This is a genomic window from Pseudomonas fluorescens, from assembly GCF_902497875.1.
GTDB lineage: Bacteria > Pseudomonadota > Gammaproteobacteria > Pseudomonadales > Pseudomonadaceae > Aquipseudomonas > Aquipseudomonas fluorescens_BR.
Window position 1 is genome coordinate 35,637 of record NZ_CABVHY010000020.1, and the last position, 19,333, is coordinate 54,969.

The 19,333-nt window shown below is 59.8% G+C and carries 19 protein-coding genes and 1 pseudogene; 3 read left to right on the forward strand and 17 right to left on the reverse strand.

What is annotated here, in order from left to right:
• Positions 1–57: 57 nt before the first annotated feature.
• The gene (locus F8N85_RS20055; RefSeq protein WP_150805266.1) at positions 58–1,020 is read right to left on the reverse strand and encodes a zinc-binding dehydrogenase; all 963 of its coding nucleotides are present in this window, start codon (positions 1,018–1,020) and stop codon (positions 58–60) included.
• Between the two features lie 138 nt (positions 1,021–1,158).
• On the opposite strand from F8N85_RS20055, the gene F8N85_RS20060 reads away from it, so the two are divergent.
• Together F8N85_RS20060 and F8N85_RS20065 are read left to right on the forward strand one after the other, a co-directional pair.
• A complete protein-coding gene (locus F8N85_RS20060; protein WP_191636220.1) occupies positions 1,159–3,240 on the forward strand; it encodes a carboxy terminal-processing peptidase in 2,082 nt (693 codons plus the stop codon).
• Positions 3,241–3,374: 134 nt separating this feature from the next.
• Complete coding sequence (locus tag F8N85_RS20065) at positions 3,375–5,153, forward strand: bifunctional diguanylate cyclase/phosphodiesterase (protein ID WP_150805268.1); 1,779 nt, start codon at positions 3,375–3,377, stop codon at positions 5,151–5,153.
• A gap of 17 nt (positions 5,154–5,170) precedes the next feature.
• Here F8N85_RS20065 and F8N85_RS20070 read toward each other — a convergent pair whose 3' ends face one another.
• From F8N85_RS20070 to F8N85_RS20090, 5 genes are all read right to left on the reverse strand, one after another.
• Positions 5,171–5,584, reverse strand: coding sequence for a sel1 repeat family protein (locus F8N85_RS20070; protein WP_150805269.1), 414 nt, complete (start codon positions 5,582–5,584; stop codon positions 5,171–5,173).
• Positions 5,585–5,956, reverse strand: coding sequence for a hypothetical protein (locus F8N85_RS20075; RefSeq protein WP_150805270.1), 372 nt, complete (start codon positions 5,954–5,956; stop codon positions 5,585–5,587).
• Complete coding sequence (locus tag F8N85_RS20080) at positions 5,953–6,294, reverse strand: helix-turn-helix domain-containing protein (protein WP_150805271.1); 342 nt, start codon at positions 6,292–6,294, stop codon at positions 5,953–5,955. Before F8N85_RS20080 ends, F8N85_RS20075 begins: the two co-directional genes overlap by 4 nt.
• 115 nt (positions 6,295–6,409) lie before the next feature.
• A complete protein-coding gene (locus F8N85_RS20085; RefSeq protein WP_150805272.1) occupies positions 6,410–6,865 on the reverse strand; it encodes a YkvA family protein in 456 nt (151 codons plus the stop codon).
• Positions 6,866–7,158: 293 nt separating this feature from the next.
• Positions 7,159–7,887 (reverse strand): FKBP-type peptidyl-prolyl cis-trans isomerase, encoded by a 729-nt coding sequence (locus F8N85_RS20090; protein WP_150805273.1) that lies wholly within the window; start codon positions 7,885–7,887, stop codon positions 7,159–7,161.
• A gap of 328 nt (positions 7,888–8,215) precedes the next feature.
• Here F8N85_RS20090 and F8N85_RS20095 point away from each other — a divergent pair.
• Positions 8,216–8,442, forward strand: a pseudogene (locus F8N85_RS20095) (hypothetical protein); the annotation flags it as partial.
• A 105-nt stretch (positions 8,443–8,547) separates the two neighbouring features.
• Here F8N85_RS20095 and F8N85_RS20100 read toward each other — a convergent pair.
• The 11 genes from F8N85_RS20100 to cpaB all read right to left on the reverse strand — a co-directional run bounded on the left by F8N85_RS20100 (position 8,548) and on the right by cpaB (position 19,327).
• Positions 8,548–9,594, reverse strand: a complete 1,047-nt coding sequence (locus F8N85_RS20100) for a tetratricopeptide repeat protein (protein ID WP_150805274.1) — start codon at positions 9,592–9,594, stop codon at positions 8,548–8,550.
• A 1-nt stretch (position 9,595) separates the two neighbouring features.
• Entirely contained in the window at positions 9,596–10,564 is a 969-nt protein-coding gene (locus F8N85_RS20105; RefSeq protein ID WP_150805275.1) for a type II secretion system F family protein, read from the reverse strand.
• Positions 10,565–10,595: 31 nt separating this feature from the next.
• Entirely contained in the window at positions 10,596–11,582 is a 987-nt protein-coding gene (locus F8N85_RS20110; protein ID WP_150805276.1) for a type II secretion system F family protein, read from the reverse strand.
• On the reverse strand, positions 11,579–13,018 hold the full coding sequence (locus tag F8N85_RS20115) for a CpaF family protein (protein ID WP_150805277.1): 1,440 nt from the start codon (positions 13,016–13,018) through the stop codon (positions 11,579–11,581). The genes F8N85_RS20110 and F8N85_RS20115 overlap by 4 nt, the downstream gene beginning before the upstream one ends.
• A 3-nt stretch (positions 13,019–13,021) precedes the next feature.
• Entirely contained in the window at positions 13,022–14,239 is a 1,218-nt protein-coding gene (locus tag F8N85_RS20120; RefSeq protein WP_150805278.1) for an AAA family ATPase, read from the reverse strand.
• The gene (locus F8N85_RS20125) at positions 14,233–14,736 is read right to left on the reverse strand and encodes a TadE/TadG family type IV pilus assembly protein (RefSeq protein ID WP_150805279.1); all 504 of its coding nucleotides are present in this window, start codon (positions 14,734–14,736) and stop codon (positions 14,233–14,235) included. The genes F8N85_RS20120 and F8N85_RS20125 overlap by 7 nt, the downstream gene beginning before the upstream one ends.
• Complete coding sequence (locus F8N85_RS20130; protein ID WP_150805280.1) at positions 14,736–15,209, reverse strand: TadE/TadG family type IV pilus assembly protein; 474 nt, start codon at positions 15,207–15,209, stop codon at positions 14,736–14,738. Before F8N85_RS20130 ends, F8N85_RS20125 begins: the two co-directional genes overlap by 1 nt.
• 8 nt (positions 15,210–15,217) lie before the next feature.
• Positions 15,218–16,549 carry a TadE/TadG family type IV pilus assembly protein gene (locus F8N85_RS20135; RefSeq protein ID WP_150805281.1) on the reverse strand — a complete coding sequence of 444 codons (1,332 nt, stop codon included), beginning with the start codon at positions 16,547–16,549 and terminating at the stop codon, positions 15,218–15,220.
• Positions 16,550–16,559: 10 nt separating this feature from the next.
• Complete coding sequence (locus F8N85_RS20140) at positions 16,560–16,832, reverse strand: hypothetical protein (protein WP_150805282.1); 273 nt, start codon at positions 16,830–16,832, stop codon at positions 16,560–16,562.
• A 15-nt stretch (positions 16,833–16,847) separates the two neighbouring features.
• Positions 16,848–18,359 (reverse strand): type II and III secretion system protein family protein, encoded by a 1,512-nt coding sequence (locus F8N85_RS20145; protein ID WP_150805283.1) that lies wholly within the window; start codon positions 18,357–18,359, stop codon positions 16,848–16,850.
• A 149-nt stretch (positions 18,360–18,508) separates the two neighbouring features.
• Positions 18,509–19,327 (reverse strand): Flp pilus assembly protein CpaB, encoded by an 819-nt coding sequence (gene cpaB, locus F8N85_RS20150; protein WP_150805284.1) that lies wholly within the window; start codon positions 19,325–19,327, stop codon positions 18,509–18,511.
• Positions 19,328–19,333: the final 6 nt, after the last annotated feature.

Genomic DNA, 19,333 nt, shown 5'->3' on the forward strand with positions numbered 1-19,333 from the left:
CCTTGTAGGAGCTGCCGTAGGCTGCGATCTTTTCGAGGCTGACTCAATGCCTGCTTCTTACACAATACTCTCGTCAATCACCAACACCAGTTTGCCCGACACCTTGTTGGTCGCAAGCTCGGCAAACGCTTCGTCAGCCTCTTTGATCGGGAAGGTCCTGGCCAGTTGCGGGCTCAGGCGCCCTTCGGCAAACAGCGGCCAGACGTGCTGACTCAGGTCGCGGAACAGGTCGGCCTTGAATTGCTCATCCCGGCTGCGCAGGGTCGAACCCAGCAGTTGCACCCGCTTGGCCAGCACCTGAGCGAGGTCCACCTGCGCCTGGCGACCGCCCATCAGACCGATCAACACCCAGCGACCATCGCGCGCCAATAGCTTCAGGTTCAACTCGGCATAATTGGCCCCCACCGGATCGAGGATGACGTCGAACGGGCCTAGCTCATTCAAACTTTCCAGACCATCGGTACGGACCACGCCGCCCTGGGCGCCCAACGCCTCACAGTACGCCAGCCGATCCGCCGAGCCGACACTCACCCAGCATGGGTTGCCAAACGCCTTGCACAACTGAATAGCCGCCGAGCCGACACCGCTGGCGCCCGCGTGCAACAGCACTTTCTCACCGGGCTTGAGCGCCGCCAGCTGGAACAGGTTCAACCACGCGGTGCTGTAGACCTCGGGCAACGCCGCCGCTTCGGCCAGCGACAAACCCTCAGGCACCGGCAACACATGACGACCATCGACCACCACCTCTTCGGCCATGCCCCCGCCGGCGAGCAACGCGCAGACGCGATCACCCACTTGCCAGGACGACCCAGGCCCGACTTCGCTGATCACCCCGGAACATTCCAGCCCCAATGCCTGGCTGGCACCCGGTGGCGCGGGATAGAGCCCTGCTCGCTGTAACAGATCGGCGCGGTTCAAGCCCGCTGCCGCCACTCGAATGCGAACTTGCCCTACATCGCATGTAGGACTCGGTTCTTCAACCCATACCGCTTGACCTTCCACGCCTTGCAATGCTTTCACAGTGCCTCCATAGTGAGTCTGAACTGAGCCCGTTGCTGTAGCGTCGGGTTTTTTGCATTATGCGACCGGCCCCAATGGAACCGGCGACTTCAAAGACGGCCTAATATGCGTTATCAATTGCCCCCGCGTCGAATCAGCATGAAGCATTTGTTCCCCAGCACCGCCCTCGCTCTTTTCATTGGCCTCGGTCTATTACCGTTGTCGACCAATACGCTCGCAGCCAATAGCTGGGACAAGCTTCAGCCCGATCGTGACGAGGTGATTGCCAGCCTTAACGTCGTCGAGTTGCTCAAGCGCCACCATTACAGCAAGCCGCCTCTTGATGACGCGCGCTCGATGATTATCTATGACAGCTACCTGAAGCTGCTGGATCCGTCGCGCAGCTACTTTCTCGCCAGCGATATTGCAGAATTCGACAAATGGAAAAGCCAATTTGACGATCTCCTCAAAAGCGGCGACCTGAATCCCGGCTTCACCATCTACAAACGTTATCTGGACCGCGTCAAAGCGCGTCTTGACTTCGCCCTGGCTGAGCTGAACAAAGGCGTCGACAAACTCGACTTCACCGTCAAGGAGAACTTGCTGATCGATCGCAAGGATGCTCCATGGCTCAAGACCACCGCAGAACTGGACGACCTGTGGCGCAAACGCGTCAAGGACGAAGTACTGCGCATGAAGATTTCCGGCAAAGAGCCCAAGGCTATTCAAGAGCTGCTGACCAAGCGCTACAAGAATCAGCTGGCGCGCCTCGACCAGACCCGTGCCGAAGATATTTTCCAGGCTTACATCAACACCTTCGCCATGTCCTACGACCCGCACACCAACTATCTGTCACCCGATAACGCGGAGAACTTTGACATCAACATGAGCCTGTCGCTGGAAGGCATCGGCGCCGTGTTGCAAAGCGACAATGATCAGGTAAAAGTCGTGCGTCTGGTGCCGGCAGGTCCGGCGGACAAGACCAAACAGGTTGCACCGGCGGACAAGATCATCGGTGTCGCCCAGGGCGACAAGGAAATGGTCGATGTGGTCGGCTGGCGTCTGGACGAAGTGGTCAAACTGATCCGCGGACCAAAAGGTTCGGTGGTGCGTCTGGAAGTGATCCCGGCCAGCAATGCGCCGAATGACCAGACCAGCAAGGTCGTCGCCATCACTCGCGAAGCGGTGAAACTGGAAGAGCAGGCGGCGAAAAAGTCGGTGCTCAAGCTGAAACAGGACGGCAAGGACTACAAGCTCGGAATTATTGAAATTCCGGCCTTCTACCTTGACTTCAAAGCCTTCCGCGCCGGTGATCCGGATTACAAGAGCACCACCCGCGATGTGAAGAAGCTGCTGACCGAACTGCAAAAAGACAAAGTCGACGGCGTGGTCATCGACCTGCGCAACAACGGCGGCGGCTCTCTGCAGGAGGCCACCGAGCTGACCAGTCTGTTCATCGATAAAGGTCCGACCGTGCTGGTGCGTAATGCCGATGGCCGGGTCGATGTGCTGGAAGACGAAAACCCGGGTGCCTTCTATAAAGGTCCGATGGCCTTGCTGGTCAACCGCCTGTCGGCTTCGGCTTCGGAAATTTTTGCCGGCGCCATGCAGGACTACCACCGAGCGTTGATCGTCGGTGGCCAGACCTTCGGCAAAGGCACCGTGCAGACTATCCAGCCGCTGAATCACGGCGAGCTGAAACTGACGTTGGCCAAGTTCTACCGGGTTTCCGGGCAGAGCACCCAGCATCAGGGCGTACTGCCGGATATCGATTACCCATCGATCATCGACACCAAGGAAATCGGCGAGAGCGCCCTGCCCGAGGCCATGCCGTGGGACACCATCCGTCCTGCGATCAAGCCGGCTCTGGATCCGTTCAAACCGTACCTGTCGCAACTGCAATCCGAGCATGACGTACGCACGGCCAAAGACGCGGAGTTCGTGTTTATCCGCGACAAACTGGCCCTGGCCCAGAAGCTGATGACCGAAAAAACCGTCAGCCTCAACGAAGTCGAACGTCGGGCGCAGCACACCGATATCGAAGCCAAGCAGCTGGTGATGGAAAACATCCGCCGCAAGGCCAAAGGCGAGGAGCCGCTCAAAGAGCTGAAGAAAGAAGACGAAGACGCGATCGCGGCCGAGCCGGACAAGACCAAGCCGGAAGACGATGCCTACCTCAGCGAAACCGGGCGGATCCTGCTCGATTACCTGAAGCTCAACACCGCGGTAGCCAAGCACTGACGATAATGGCGGTTTAATATTAACGCTCCCCGGAGCGTCATCAAATAGTCATCATTCTGTCGTGAAATACAGGACTGGCAGACGCTGCTGATAAGTAGCGCGCTCCCAGTCCTTTTTTATCGACCGAGAATGCCATGACCACCACCGAACAGCTGAGTGCCTTGAGTTCAATCCTGGCTCAACGCGCGTTACACAGCCTGTTCCAGCCCATCATTTCACTCTCCCAAAGACGTATCCTCGGCTACGAAGCGCTCACTCGCGGGCCGTCCAACAGCCCATTGCACTCCCCCATTCCGCTGTTCGCCGTGGCCCGTCAGGCCGGCCGCCTCAGCGAGCTGGAAATGGCCTGCCGTCACAGCGCCTGCCAACGGTTCAACCAACAAAAACTGCCGGGCAAGTTGTTCCTCAACGTCTCCCCGGAATCCCTGCTCGAAGCGGCTCATCAGCCAGGCCGCACCCTGCAATTGCTGCAGAACTTCGGCATCGAGCCAAGCCAGGTGGTGATCGAACTCACCGAACAGACCCCTACCGACGACTTTCAACTGCTGCAAACTGCGCTGCATCATTACCGGGCCATGGGCTTTTCGATTGCCCTCGACGATCTCGGTGCCGGCTATTCCAGTTTGCGGCTGTGGTCAGAACTGCGCCCGGACTACGTAAAGATCGACCGGCACTTCATCGACGGCATCCACCAGGATGCCCTCAAGCGCGAGTTCGTCGGCTCGATCCTGCAAATCGCCAGAGCCTCGCGGGCACAGGTGATCGCCGAAGGCATCGAGCTGCCCGAGGAACTCGCGGTACTGACCGAAATGGGTGTCGACCTGGTCCAGGGTTACCGGCTTTGCCGCCCACAAGAACAGCCACCGCGCGACGCCCGGGACTTGATGCCCAAACACGACAGCAGCGCGGTATCGCTGAACGAGGACGGCAGCGACCTCAGTGCCCTGCTCAACGAACAACCGGCCGTGACCCGTGATACACCGACCGCGACCGTCCTCGAGGCGTTCCGGCGCCAGGCCAACCTTAACTCGCTGGCGGTGCTGGATGATCAGGGCCAGCCCTGCGGCATCGTCCACCGCCATTCGCTGTCAGACGTGCTGCTCAAGCCTTTCGCCACCGACCTGTACGCCCGCAAGCCCATCAGCCGCCTGATGAACGATGACTTCCTTGCGGTAGAGATCAGCCAGTCCCTGCAGCAGGTCAGCCGCCTGATCACCAGCCGCGCGCGGCAACGGATCGAAGAAGATTTCATCATCACCCTCAACGGTGGCTATTTGGGGCTGGGGCGAGTGATCGACGTGCTGAAGCTGATCACCGAGCTGAAGATCCAGCAAGCCCGCTACGCCAACCCCCTGACCCTGTTGCCGGGTAACGTGCCGATCCAGCAGTGCCTGACGCGACTGCTGCAACAGGCTCGCGAATCGGTGATTTGTTATGTCGACATCGACAGCTTCAAGCCCTTCAACGATATCTACGGCTACGGCCGTGGCGACGAAGTGCTGCTGTGTCTGGCACAGTGCCTGAATGATCGGGTCGACCCGAGCCGCGACTTCGTCGGGCATATCGGCGGCGATGATTTTCTGCTGGTGCTCGGGCCTGAAGACTGGCGCAAGCGATTGAACCAGCTACTGGATGACTTCCACAGCCAGTGCCGACGCTTCTATCGCAGCGAGCATCTGGAAGCCGGTTGCTTTATCGCCCCCAACCGCCAAGGCATTCGCCAGGAATTTGCGCTGCTGTCGCTGTCCATCGGCGTTGTGCATTTATATCCACAGGCCTGTGGACAACTCGACTCCAGCCAACTGGCGGAGCTGGCCTCGCAGGCCAAGCACCACGCCAAGAATGTGCCGGGATACAGCATTCATGTGATCGACAGTCGGGAGCATGGGTTGCCGGTGGCGTCTCTATTGTAGGAGCAGCCGGGCTGCTCCTACAGTTTCTCGGAACCACCGCTCGATTCCAGCTGCTGAAGCTTGATCTCGGCCAGCGGATGCCCGGCCTTCGCCGCGATCGTCCACCAACGAGCCGCCTCAGCCGCGTCAGGCGCCTTGCTCGGCGTTCCGGCGAGGCTGATTACGCCTACCTGATAGGCCGCCTTACCGTCCCCTGCCAGCGCCGCCAGGCGCAACAAGCGCACGCCTTCCTCGCGAGCGCCCAGGCCTTGGCCGCGGAACGTCAGGATATGCCCGTAGAAACTTTGCGCACCCACATCCCCGAGGTTCGCCATGCGCGAAAACTGACCTTCGAGCCATTGCCAGCCACGGGGCTGACGCACGAACCACGACCAGTGAAACAGCCTGCGCGCCAGCCAATAACTGGCTCGTGCTCTCAGTCGCCAGAGCATTCAGGCCTCCGCCGATTCGGGATATTCGTATTCGAATACCCGCACCACCTCGGACGCATGCCAGGAAGCGGCTGCAACGCCATCGGAAGGTCCGGAGAAACGCCCAAGACGCTCGACGCACTCGAAGAACCCGGTGCGCGGTAAACGGCTCGCGCCCTGACTGATCACCAGTGAACTGCGCAACGGCTGCTCAGCTCGGGCATCCAGCGCCGCCAGGTGCTCCAGGGCGGCAGTCAGGGTTTGCATGGCCGGGCTCGGTAGCTGTAAACGCTCAAGCAAAGCCCGGTAAGTCAATAAATGGCGTTGGCGACGGGCTTGATCGAGCTCACTCAGCAACCCGTCCCAGTGTTGTCGACTGATGCGTACGCTCACGACTCGTCCCTCCAACCCGGTACCGTCAACTCCCAGGCCAGGCTACGGCGTATCGCAGCGTCGGGTTGACGCTCACCGCTTTCGATCAAGGCCAGATAAGACGGACTGATTCCTACAGTACGGGCCAGCGCCTCGATGGCGATGCCCTTCCCTTCGCGCAAACTGCGTAATTGATCCAGACCAGGAAGAATCTGATCGGCTGCCGGCGCCTGACGAACTGTTGCTTCTCGCGGCGCTTGCCCGGTGACGCCTGCAGCCTTCAATAGAGCCTGATACTGAGCCCATGGCAGAACCGCATATTCGGGCTCGCCATCGCGTGCAATTATCTGAATATCCATTACTACCCCGTAGGACAACAACACTTAGCGAGTCGGCACTTTTCCTTAGGAGTGTAATCCTAACAGCCGGCAAGGTCGCGAGGGGGTATGAATATAGGGATGAGCCTGAATCGAATCAGGTTTTTTTCGGTCCTTGCAGCTGAAGTTGCTGCGGTGTGTCCGGTAATCGCTCGACCACCGCCAGCTTTTCCGGCACCTGCCGTACACGCCAGGCACGGAAAGCATTGAGTTCGTCATCCAGGACTTTCATCAGCCAGGCCAGCACGGCGATATCATCGAGCATGCCGAACATCGGTAAGAAATCCGGAATGGCGTCCAGCGGGCTGAGGAAATACATCAGACCCGCGACGACTGACAGCAGCGCCTTCGGGCTGATGGCCCGGTACTCGCCACGCCAATAGGCCAGACACAATGCCTGTAACAATCGCAGGTCATCTTTGAGTTTGCCCAGGCGGTTGCCTTGACTGGCGCCTTTGCTTGCCACCGCAAAGAGCAGGGTCGGCAAACGCCCTCGACTGAGCAGTCTTCCCGCCAAGGGCAGGAAACGTGCGAAATTCCAGGGTGTTTTCATCATCCCTCCCACTGAAATGTTATCCACACAAATTGTGGATAACCTTGTGAACAGAGCCGCTTTTAACGCCTGAAAGCCCCGATCCATAAGGGCTGAACTCAGATCGGGCGTTTTTTACTCACATAAAAAAACCCATTATTTCATTGACTTGGCGGTGCGACTGCGACTAGCACCGGCTATCTCAATGATATGACTGTTTGCGCAGGCCTGGGTTCGCTTTCTTTGCCCGGCTTCAATCATCAGATGCAACAACGCCCCGAATAGACGGGGCGTTGTTGTCGATCAGACGCGGATTACTTGGTTTCGTCTTCTTTGATTGCGTCTTGTTTTGCCGGATCCTTGATGGCCAGCAGTTCCAGGTCGAATACCAGCACCGAGTTGGCCGGGATTGCCGGGCTTGGGCTTTGCGCGCCGTAGGCCAGTTCGCTAGGAATGTACAGCTTGTAGGTCTCGCCAACGTGCATCAGTTGCAGGCCTTCGACCCAACCCGGGATCACACCGCTGACTGGCAAGTCGATCGGGCTGCCGCGTTCCACAGAACTGTCGAAAACAGTGCCATTGGTCAGCTTGCCGGTGTAGTGAACAGTCACTACGTCAGTCGGCTTCGGCTGAGCGCCATCGGCCTTCTTGACCACTTCGAATTGCAGGCCGGAAGCCGTGGTAGTGACACCGGCTTTCTTGGCGTTATCTTCGAGGAATTTCTTGCCGGCGGCCGCCGACTCTTCACTCATCTTGGCCATACGCTCTTCAGCACGCTTCTGCAGTGCAGCGAAGGCTTCGACCAGCTCGTCATCTTTGAGCTTCTGTTCTTTCTTGCCGACGGCATCTTCGATGCCCTGGGCTACCGCTTTGGAATCGAGATCATCCATGCCTTCCTGAGCAAGACTTTTGCCCATGTTCAGGCCGATGCCATAGGAAGCTTTTTGCGCCGGGGTTTTCAGCTCTACGCTGGTCTGCGAATCACAACCCGCTAGTACCAGGCCAACCAGGGCCACCGCCGCCGCCAACCGATGCTGTTTCATGCTATTTCCTTGTTCATGCGCCTAAAGGGCAATCGAGTGTAAAGTCGCGAGCTTATCAGGCGGCCACGACCAATGGCTACCGGCATGTGAGCCGGAAATTTCCGATAAGTTCACGTGTTTAAACGCATTTTGCCACATTCGCCAACTTTGACTGTCGGCCCGAACTCACAGCCGGACAGGCCGTTTCTCACCACATCTGGCGTAATGGCATTACGCCGCACTCCCCGAGCCAAGGCATAAGGGGCTATAAACCTGCAAGGATGTTCATCTTGCGCCTCATTTCCCGCGTGCTATTGCTGATCCTTGCCCTGCTCTGCCTCGGCCTGGCCATCGTGCTCCTGGCAGTAAAGAAGAGTTTCTGGATATTACCTGTACCGCCTGCCACATCGGCGAGCTGCGTTTTAATGGCCAGGCGGTGCGCATCGACGGAGGCTCGGCCCAGCATGTTCTGCCCTCCAGCGTGCCAACGCTGCGCGGTGGAAGTTTTGGCCCCAGGCCCTGGTGGCCAGCCTTGCCGCGACCTATTACAACCCATGGAAATTCAAGCGGTCAGCAATTACCGGCATGCCCGCAACACCGAGCAGTAAGCCAGAATCGAAATACGCGCCCCAAGCATTGCAGCGACCTCGTTCCCCTGAACACGGGGAACGAGGTCACCTGTCAAGGTACCGCTGCCGTTGTCACTTTAACGGTCGGAATGGACGCAACCGGATCAATCATCGTGTCATGCCCCCCCAACTTGCGGATCTGTCTGAGCTGTTGAATCCTGCTCAGGTTTTCCGTGGCTATGGCGTAATGGCCAGGCGATTGCTCGATCGCGCTGCGAAAGAACTGCTCGGCCACATCCAGTTTGCCCTCCAACAGGCATACGTAACCGACATCATTGCTGGCTTCGGCACGTTTCTCGATCTGCTCGAAGGCAGAGACGGCCTCCTCATACCGTTCCATGCGGGCCAGCAATAACCCATAGTTGCGCCAGAGTGGCTTGTAGGAGGCGTCGTAGTCCATGCCTCGCTGATACATGCGTTCGGCTTCAGGCCACTTTCCGGCCATGTAATAGGAATATCCCAGGCTGTTCTGCACCAGCGCGGAACGCGGCTCGATCAGCATGGCCAACTTATAATAGCTCTCGGCCTGCGAGAAGTCGTCGCGCAGATCCGCGAGCACCCCCAGCCCGTTGTAGACTTTTAGGGGCGAATGGCTGTCCACCTTGAGCCCGGCGACGCCCTGTGGAGTGTCGCCCTTGCCATTGCCGAGGCGTTTCTGGTCCACAGCGACCGCCTTGAGCAACAATTCCTGCGCACCCTCGTGATTGCGCCGGGCCAGGTTCAGCAAGCCCATCTCGGTCAAGGCTTCAATGTTGTTCGGTTCACTCGTCAGCACATCAGCGAAGGCCATCTCGGCAAGCTGGGTATTGCCCCTTTCGCGGTGGATGCGGCCCACCCAGACCAACGCTGAATAACGCTTGGGGTCCAGCTCAATGGCCCGCAGATACTGGAACAGGGCCTGATCCAGACTGCCTGCCTGGTAAGACATCGCGGCCATTTGCATGGCCTGATCGGAAGAAGTGGTCTGTTTTTGCACCTGATAGAGTACCGAATTGTCACCGGTGTAGATTGAGCGGCTCCCACTCGCCTGCTCCGGCCCCATGGTCTGACATCCTGTGAGCACGGCCATCATGGCCAACACTAAACTGTTCCTGTTCATGTCATAGCTTCCCGAAGACTTTAAACACCCCAATGACTGCAGGACCGATGGCGACCAGGAAGAAGCTCGGCCACAGGCAGAAGATTAGTGGGAATACCAGCTTGGTGCCGATTTTCGCCGCCTTTTCTTCTGCCAGCTGCGTACGCCGGTCGCGAAACTCTTCAGCGTAGATACGCAGCGTGGCGCCGACGCTGGTGCCGAAGCGAATACTCTGTGCCAGCAAGCTGACCAACCCGCGAATTTCCTCAAGGCCAGTGCGCTCGGCCAGGTGTTTGAGCGCTTCGGTACTGGGAATGCCTGCGCGAACTTCCGAATTGACCAGGGCCAACTCCAGAGCCAACTCGGGTTGGCTGACTGCCATCTCCTCGGCCACCCGCTCGATGGCCTGAGGCAAGGCCAGGCCCGATTCGACGCAGACCACCATCAGGTCCAGGGCATCCGGGAAGGCCACGAGCAGCCGGGTCATCCGCGCCTGCTTGCGCTTGTCGACATAAATGGCCGGCACCAGCCAACCCACAGCGAGTGCCGCAGCCGCCAAGCCGATACCCAGGTACAGAGACAACTCAGGGATAAGCGGCAACACCAGTAGCGTCAGGCCCAGCAGTATCAACGGTGACAGCAAGCGCACCGCCCAGTACATCTGCACCGCCGCGGGCGAGCGATACCCCGCATGCGTCAGCAGCGTTCGGACGGCCGAGGCCTGCCCCTGCTCACCGGAGGTAAAGCGTTGGCCTACCTGCTCCAGCATCAATTGCAGGTTACTGGGCATCCCCTGCCCGGGGTTCTGCGTGCCATGACCGCGTTTGATCAGCGCCAGACGGCGCTGCACCGGATCTTGTAACCCCAGCACCAGCAATGCCAGGGTAACCACAGCGAGCACCGCGCTAAGACCGATGGCGCCCACGAACAACAGGCGCGCCAAGTCTTCGTTGCCCACCGCACGATTGAGCAGACTCAGTAAATAGTCCATGACCCATACCCCCCTCTACGACTGCCGGCGTTCAAACCTGAATCCGGATGATTTTACGTATCCAGAAAATCCCGATCAGCATCGCAACAAAAGCCCCCATGACCAGCTTCTGACCCAAGGGCTCCTTGATGAGCAAGGGCAGATAGGTCGGACTCGAGACGACAATCGCCGCCGCCAATACAAAGGGCACGGACACCAGTACCCAGCCCGACATGCGTCCCTCGGCCGAGAGGGTCTTGACCTTGCGCTGAAAGCGGAAACGTCCACGAATCAGACTGCTCAGACGCTCCAGCACCTCGGTCAGGTTGCCACCGCTCTCGCGGTGGATCAGCACCGAGGTCACCAGCATCATCACGGTCATGCTCGGCATGCGTTCCAGCAGGCCGAGCATGGCCCGGCGCACATCATTGCCATAGTTAATATCCGCGAAGGTCAGGCCGAACTCCTCAGCCACCGGCCCCTGATGCTCCTCGGCCACCAGTTGCAGGGTTTCGTTGAACGGGTGCCCGGCCCGCAAGGCCCGGCACATCGCATCCAGGGCATCCGGCAGCCCCTCCTCGAACTTGGCGAAGCGCTTGCCGCGGTCGCGAGATATCTTCAGCACTGGCAGCCAGAACACTACCAGTGCCACCGGAACTGCGGCCCACCAGAGTTGCGTGAGTATCCACAGCACCACGCCTGCCGCCACCGCCAGGCTCAGCCCGAGCATAAGCACCCGATAGGCGCGGTAGTCATGCCCGGCTTGCTCGATCATCTGCGCCAGCGCCTCCATGGCCGGTAGCTGTTCCAGGCGGGCCTCCAGCGGTGACAGCCGGCGCAGGTATTTCTGCCGCAGCACCGTCTGCATGTTCGGTAGATTGCTGGCCCGCTCCAGCACCAGCAGGCGGCTGCGAATACGCTTGCGTACCTTGCCTGCCTCGCCGAACACCGGCACTACCAGCCCCTGACTGAGGAGGAAGATGGCGGTGAACACCATGCCGAGGAACGCCAGGATCAGTTCACTGGGGATCTGACTCATGACTGCGCCTCCATCCATTCCGGCCGGAACAAATTGAGCGGCAGTTCGATTCCGCGCTTGTTCAGAACATCGCGGAAGGCCGGCACCATACCGGTGGGACGGAACTCGCCCAGTACTTCACCCTTCTCACCCATGCCGCGGCGGACGAACGTGAAGATCTCGGTCATGGTGATGATTTCACCCTCCATACCATTGATCTCCTGCACACTGGTCAGCCGTCGCGTGCCATCCTCCTGACGTTCCAGCTGGATCACCACCCCGATGGCCGAAGCGATCTGCTGGCGCAGGGCCTTGATCGGAAAGGTCGCCCCGGTCATCGACACCATGTTCTCGATTCGCCCCAGCGCATCGCGCGCGGTATTGGCGTGGATAGTGGTCAACGAACCGTCGTGGCCAGTGTTCATCGCCGTCAGCATATCCAGGGCCTCGGCGCCGCGCACTTCACCGATCACGATGCGGTCCGGGCGCATCCGCAGGCTATTGCGCACCAGTTCGCGCTGGCTCACCTCGCCCCGGCCTTCGATGTTCGCCGGACGGGTTTCCAGGCGCACCACATGGGGTTGCTGCAGCTGCAATTCGGCCGAGTCTTCGATGGTGACGATCCGCTCGTTATGCGGGATAAAACTGGACAGCACATTGAGCATGGTGGTCTTGCCGCTGCCGGTACCGCCGGAGATCAGCACGTTCAGCCGCCCGCGGACGATCGCCTTGAGCACCAGGGCGATGGCCGGTGTCAGCGAGCCCATTTGCACCAGGCTATCGGTGTTGAGCAAATCCACCGCGAAGCGGCGGATCGACATGCTCGGCCCGTCGATGGCCAGGGGCGGGATGATGGCATTGACCCGCGAACCGTCCTTCAGCCGCGCGTCCACCAGCGGCGAGGATTCATCGATGCGTCGCCCCAGGCTGGAAACGATACGATCAATAATGTTCAGCAAATGCTGATCGTCACGAAAACGCACATCGGTTCTCTGCAGCTTGCCGAACCGCTCGACGTACACCGAGGCAAACCCGTTGACCAGAATGTCCGACACACTGTGGTCGGCCAGCAGCGGCTCCAGTGGCCCGAGGCCGAGCACTTCATCGGTGATCTGCTTGATGATCAGCTGGCGGCTGGTGGCACTCACCGGCGCCGAATGCTCGTCCAGCAAGCGCAGGCTGAGCTCACGGATCTGCCGCCCCGCCTCGGCCGGTTCCAGGGAATCGAGCAGCGACAGGTCCATGACCTTGAGCAGTTGCTGATAGATCTTCTCCCGCCACTCGATCTCCATCGGGTTGAGCCTGGTTCGGGTCTCGTAGACCAGGTCCGGCACGCTGGCTTCCCAGGCCATGGGGGCGTTGGCGCTGTCCTCGCCGTTGATCTGTGCTTGCTCCTGGTCTGCCGGAATATTCTTGCCGGACTGTTGACGCAGGCGATTGCGGAATTCGCTGAGCATGGCTTACCCCCCGAAGAGGCGGCTAAAGGTACGTTTCAGCAAACCCTGCTCGCTGGCCTCGATCCCGATCAGATCCTGACTCAGCTCGCGCAGGGCGAAGGTGACAGCGGCACGCGGCGCATGGAGCCCCAGTGGTACGCCGGTGTTCTGGCTTTCACTGACCACCGCATAGTCATTGGGTAGCTTTTGCAGATCCGTGCAGCGCAGTGCCTCGGCAATATCCTTGAGGCTGACCGGCGAGGCCTTGTTGTAACGGTTGACCACCACCTGCAGGCGATTACCCTGTAGCCCCAGGTCGTCACGCAGGATGCGCGTCAGACGGGTGCCGTCCTTCAAATGGCTGAGACTCTGCTGCACCACGATGTAGACCCGGTCGGCCTGCTCCAGGGTGACACCCGTGAGATGGTCGATCTGCCGCGGCAAATCCACCACCACCCAGTCATAGGTGCTGCGTGCCAGGCGCAACAGGGTTTCCAACTGTTCCAGGCGCACATCCTGTGCCAGGAACAACTCTGCCGCACGCCCACCGAGCACATGCAGGGTCGGACTGAAATGGCTGCAAAAGCCGCACAAGGCGACGCTGTCCAACTCCTCGGCCTGGCGCAGAACCTCCACATGGCAGTGCGCGGGCAGCACATCCAGGCAGTGGGCCACGCTGCCGAACTGCAGGTCCAGATCCAGCAACAGGGTTCTGCCGCCACGGACACTGAGCTGATGGGCCAGATTACAGGCGAGCATGGTGGCGCCCGAGCCACCCTTGGCGTTCATCACCGCAATCAGCTTGCCACCCGTCACCTGCCCCGCCTGAGCCTCCATCAGGATCCGGCCGAGTGCCATCTGCAGTTCCTCTGCCGCCACCGGCTCGGGCAGAAAATCCCGGGCTCCCGCCTGCATGGCCAGGCGCATGCCCTTGCGCTCATCCAGGGGGCCACACACCAGCAGGGGTGGGCGCTCCTGCGCCGGATGCTGCAACAACGCCGCCAGCTCTTCGCGCCACAAGTGGCTGACGCGCAGCAACAGCAAGTCAGGCATCTTTTCCAGCCCATACAATGGATCGGTATGGCCGTTGCTCACCAGGCGTGTGCTCACCTGCAAGTTTGGCAGGCCCTGACTCAATGCTTTCAGATGGTTCAAGGCCTCGGCATCGCGACTGCTGATCAACAGGTTCAAGCCCTGCTTATGGGTTGAGGCGACAATGGGTGCTTCTCTGGTGCTCAACATGGCGTAATCTCCGGTACTACTCCCGCTTCGGCGTGACGGCCGAGGCTTTCGCGGGGCAAGGTCGAACTGAACGCCGGCAGGGTGAACACCCCACCGAACCCCGGGATAAGCAGATTGAAATTGAAGTTGGCCACACTCAACCGGACATAACGGACGGCGCGAAACCCATTAGCCCCAACGGGATCATTAGGGCTGGCCACCACCGCACCGTTCTCGTCCAGATAAATCAGGCTCAAATCGGCCGTTTTCAGGTTATTGATCAGGCTGCTCGCACCACTTTCATCGGCTGCATTAAAGATTGCCCGCTGCAAAATGCGCGGTTCGCTGATGTCACACACCGCCGCGAGGCGAGCGCCACGGCGCACGGTTTCATTCAGTGCATTGACGGTGAAATACAGCCGACCCATTTCCAGCACACCGAACAGCAGAACGAAAAACAGCAGGCCGACGATGGCGAACTCCACCACATACACCCCACGCATACGCTTGATGTTCATCACAAGGCCCTCATCACGACTGTCGAGGTCAAGTCGATGCCGAGCGGCACGCTATTGCCATAGAACCCAGGTAACACGCTGCCAATCACCGGCCGGAAGGTGTAAGTGATGCTCACCTGTACATGGCCGGTACCGGTTATATCCGTGACCGAGACATCGCCGGTGGTCAACCCCGGTACCACTGACGAGGCACCGCTGACGGTGGCAGGCGTGCCATAGACGGCCAGGTTCCTGGTCCGGGATTGCAGATCGGAGCTCAGCTCGACCTTGCCAAGGGTAGCGTTCCATGCCTCGCCGGCGACGAAACGTCCGGCATCACGGCAGGCCTGCGTCAGGCTGTTGTACTGGAACAGCAGCCGGCCAAACTCGCCGAGCGCGAACAGCAGCAACAGCAACAGCGGCAGAGCAATGGCCAACTCCACCATCGCCAGGCCACGTTGGGTCTGCGGCGGCTTGAATCCACGACGTACCATGTGACCTCCTATGAGTCGGTGCTCGGTGTCCGGTTGTTATCGATGTAGGTTTTGTACAGCTGAATAATCTGCGGGCCTGTGTCATTCACAGGATTGGGGCCGGGCACGTTGTCGCCCTCGCACTCTTTGACGAACTGGCCGTAGATCTCCGACGCACCGCCCTTTTGAGTCATCGGCTGCAGCACGAAGAAGCAGCCGAAGCCGAGCACCGGTATCGAGGACGTCCCGCCGTCCGTGCCACTGCACTTACCGACCACGATCTTCAGCATGCGCCGTTCGAACGCACCATTGGCCTGGCAGCCGCTGCCGCCGGCGACACAGGCGGCAGAAGCCTGCACCCAGTCGTTGTAATCGAACAAGGCGCTGCTGGAGGTGGAGAGGTTGCCGTTCGTGGAGGTGACCGGCTGATTCTGATATTCGATCCGATTATTTTTGAATTCAAGCGGCTTCGGGTTGGAAGTGATCACCAGGTCCGGCGGATAGTCCGCGGCTTTGAGGTTGCCTGAATATTCGCCGAAGCGCGTATTCAGGCCCTGAACGGAAGGCCCCACGGTATTGCCCGGCTTGGTCTGGACAGTCGAGCCGATGTTGTTGCACTGATGGATCCCGCCAGCCAGCCCTTCTTTGACATCTTTGCCACCGGAACCAAAATCGAGCAGTTGGAAATTGCCAGGGCCAATCGAGTCATTATTTTTTGCCGCGGTTTTCAACAATTCCGGATCCCCGAAGTGATAACCCCAGATATTCCCGGTGCTCGGGCTGTACTGAGCGGGGTCGCCGCAGACCATCAGCGGTGCGACATCACAAGGGCTGGTTGGGCTGGGGCCGGCGGTGGCAATGGCTGCCACGGCTTTGGCCGGGGAGTCACCATTACCTACTGCTTGCAAAATCCCCCAGAAAAAACCGAACAGGGGATAGTTCGACACCGATACTCGTACATAACTCGCATCCGCCGGCCCCGGGAAGGAGAACGGCCCATAGACGCTGTTGGCCAGTTCCACCGTAGCGAAACCGGCGAGATTGTTGCCGATTGCGCTAGCCAGTTCTTTATTGCCTGTAGCGCTGGCGTTACGCATCAGGGTATCCCTCGCCGCATCCCGTGCCAGGCTGCCCGCGCCCGCCGCGCCGGACACCTTGCTCAGCGTTTTGGCGCCACTCAGGGCCGCCGCATCCACCGCATTTTGCAGACGGGTCTTGTTCACCAGCATATGGCTGCCGTCCAGCGCCAATGCCCCCATCAGTAAAATAGCCGCCAAGGCAATCACGACCAGCACTATCACCGCACCCCGCTGACGTTTCGGCAACGCGGTGAACGGCCGTTGGATACGGGGTTTCATCATCAAGCCCTCATTATTTACCGAAATTGATCTGAATCGGCTGGGCGACCTGGGCCGCATTACCGGTCTTGCCGTGGTAGCCGTCCATCACCTTCTCGCTCAAGAAGCCGTCGCTGCCAGTGAGCGACACTTGCGTACCCGGGTTGGCCGCCCGCTCCTTGTCGGCGATTTGCTGATAGTGGGTCTGGTAGACGCTGTAACCCAGCGGGCCGACCCGTCCTTCGTCATAAGTCATGCAGCCGGACAGCGGGGCTAGCAGCAGGCAAAGGGGTAATAGAGTTTTCATGGTCGTTGTCTCCGCTTAGTTGAGGTCATGGCCAAAACTGCCTTCGCTAACCCCGAGGCTGACGGGGACCCGACGACCTGGCTCACTGCCCTTGGTTTTGCCGAGCAGATAGAAGTCCAGATCGCTCGGTTCGACGAATTTCTCGGTGGGCAGGCGCACGTTACGGGCGTCCACCGGTTTGGCCAGGTGAGGCGTCACCAGGATCACCAGTTCGGTTTCACCATTGATGAACTGCTGGCTGCGGAACAGATTCCCCAGCACCGGGATATCACCCAGGCCCGGGAAACGGCTGACGAAATCACGGGTGTTTTCACTGATCAAACCAGCGATGGCAATAGTCTGGCCATTGCCCAGTTCAACAGTGGACTGGGCGCTACGCTTGGTCAGCGAGGGAATGACCTGGGTGACCCCATTTCCCAGAACGCTGTTCAGGCCGGTATCCAGCACCAGCGAGTTGACATTCGAGAGCTCACTCACCGAGACATTCAGGTTAAGGTTGATGCGCCCGGAATCGAGCACCACCGGCAGGAACTTCACCCCGACCCCGAACTCCTTGTACTCGATGGTGATGCCGTCATCCTCGGTAATCGGCACCGGGAACTCACCACCGGAAATGAATTCTGCCTGCTGCCCGCTAAGGGTGGTCAGGGTCGGCTCCGCCAACACCTTGGCCGAGCCATTATCCTTGGACGCCTCCAGCACCACGTTGAAGAGGAAGTCACTTGAAAGAAACTGGGCGAAGATGCCCTTGCCACCGCCGACCAGCGAGCCGGGTGGCAGAACCACGCCACCACCGGGGCTCAGGCCCAAGCCCTGGCCACCGTTGAAACCGCCGCCGGACCAGGGCGAGCCGAACCCCAGGGCGTTAAAGCGCACATCGAGAGTCTTGACCAGGCTGCGCTGCATCTCGGCCACCTTGACCTCCAGCATCACTTGCTGGCTGCCACCGATGCTCAGCAGGTTGATCACATCCAGCGTCTGGGTCGGCGCCGCCACCGCTGCCGCCCCTTCGCCTTGCACCACGCTCGAGGTTTGTGCGGTATAGGTCTTGGCCAGCTTTACCGCACTGTCCATGGCCGCTGCGCTGGAGACCTGGCCCCGCAGCACCAGAGCACCCTGGGCGCTGAACACCTCGATGTTCTCGTTGGGCAGCAATTGATGCAGCCGGCTCTTGAGGCCATCGATGTCATGCACCACTTCAAGATCCAGGGTCTCAATCAGACGGTTGCTACTATCCCACAGCAGCACATTGGTGCTGCCCAGAGAACGACCGAGCAGGTAGAGCTGAGTTGGGCTGGAGATAAGGATGTCGGCGATTTCCGGGTTGCCGACCGAGACTTTCTTCACCGGTGAGCGCGTACTGATCACCCGCGACTTATAGATCGGCACCTGGACGTTGCTGGCATTCGTCCCAGGCATGGACCTCACATCCGAAAACCGCTCGGCTGCCTGCGCCGCGGCCAGCAACAACAACGATGCGCCCAACGTGTACAGCGCGTATGCCCCAAGCCTCTGGAAGATAGCCATGTCGTACTCCTTTGATTGTTATGTCGCTTGCCTGCTAATCGTCTGTAGGGAGTTATTCGCCCGTCAGTACGATGCATCGTCCTGCCCCCAAACTCTGCGAAGCCCCGCAAGGCCGCGCGCAGCGCAATGCCGAAATTGCGCCGGATAACTTAAAACCGGGTGTTCACCACATCGATCTTGGTGCCGCGAATCAGGGTGACGCTGCTGTTGCCACCGCTACGACGTACCACCGGTTTGGCAACAGGTGGCGCAGCCTTGGCCAAAGCAACCGGCGCAACCGCCGCAACCGGCTCGGCGATCAGCGGTTTTTTCTGGTTATCCAGCGGATTTCGCAGGGCCAGTTGCAACTTCCCATCGGTCATTGCCTTGACCAGGGTTTCCGCCTGTTTCGGACTCATCTCCAGGGTCACCGCGCGCACAACCACTGGCTGGGTCTTGTCAGTGCTGGCAGTCTGGTCCACCGCCAGTACCCGCAAATCCTCGAGAATGGTTTTGGCCTCGGCATTACTGTTGTTGCCATTCGCCTGTTTGGTGGCCAGCACGTCGACCCGATTACCCGGTAACAGGAACCCCCCCACGCCGACCACATCGTCGACTCGCACCGATATGGCACGTTTGTTAGGCTCGATCAGCGAGGCCAGGGTGCTGCCACCGAGGTGCTCGGCCAGGCGCGCGCCGCGCAGGATGTCGCCCTGTAGCATGGAGAACGTGGCGATCTTGCCCACCACTTTATCGGTGGCATCGAAGGCATCCTCCGGCACCGTGCCCTTGGGCATGCGTACCAGCATGACTTGCTGGGCCTCGACCATCTGCCCGAAAGAAATCTCCACCGTGGCCACCACCACGTTCTGCAGGTTGTCCTCGGGGCTGGCATTGAGCCGTGCGCTCAACCAGTTGTTGGCCATGAATGCGGCGCCCAGGCCCAGGATCAGGGACAGGGCAATCAGGGTGAGCGTACGAGAACTCATGTCTGT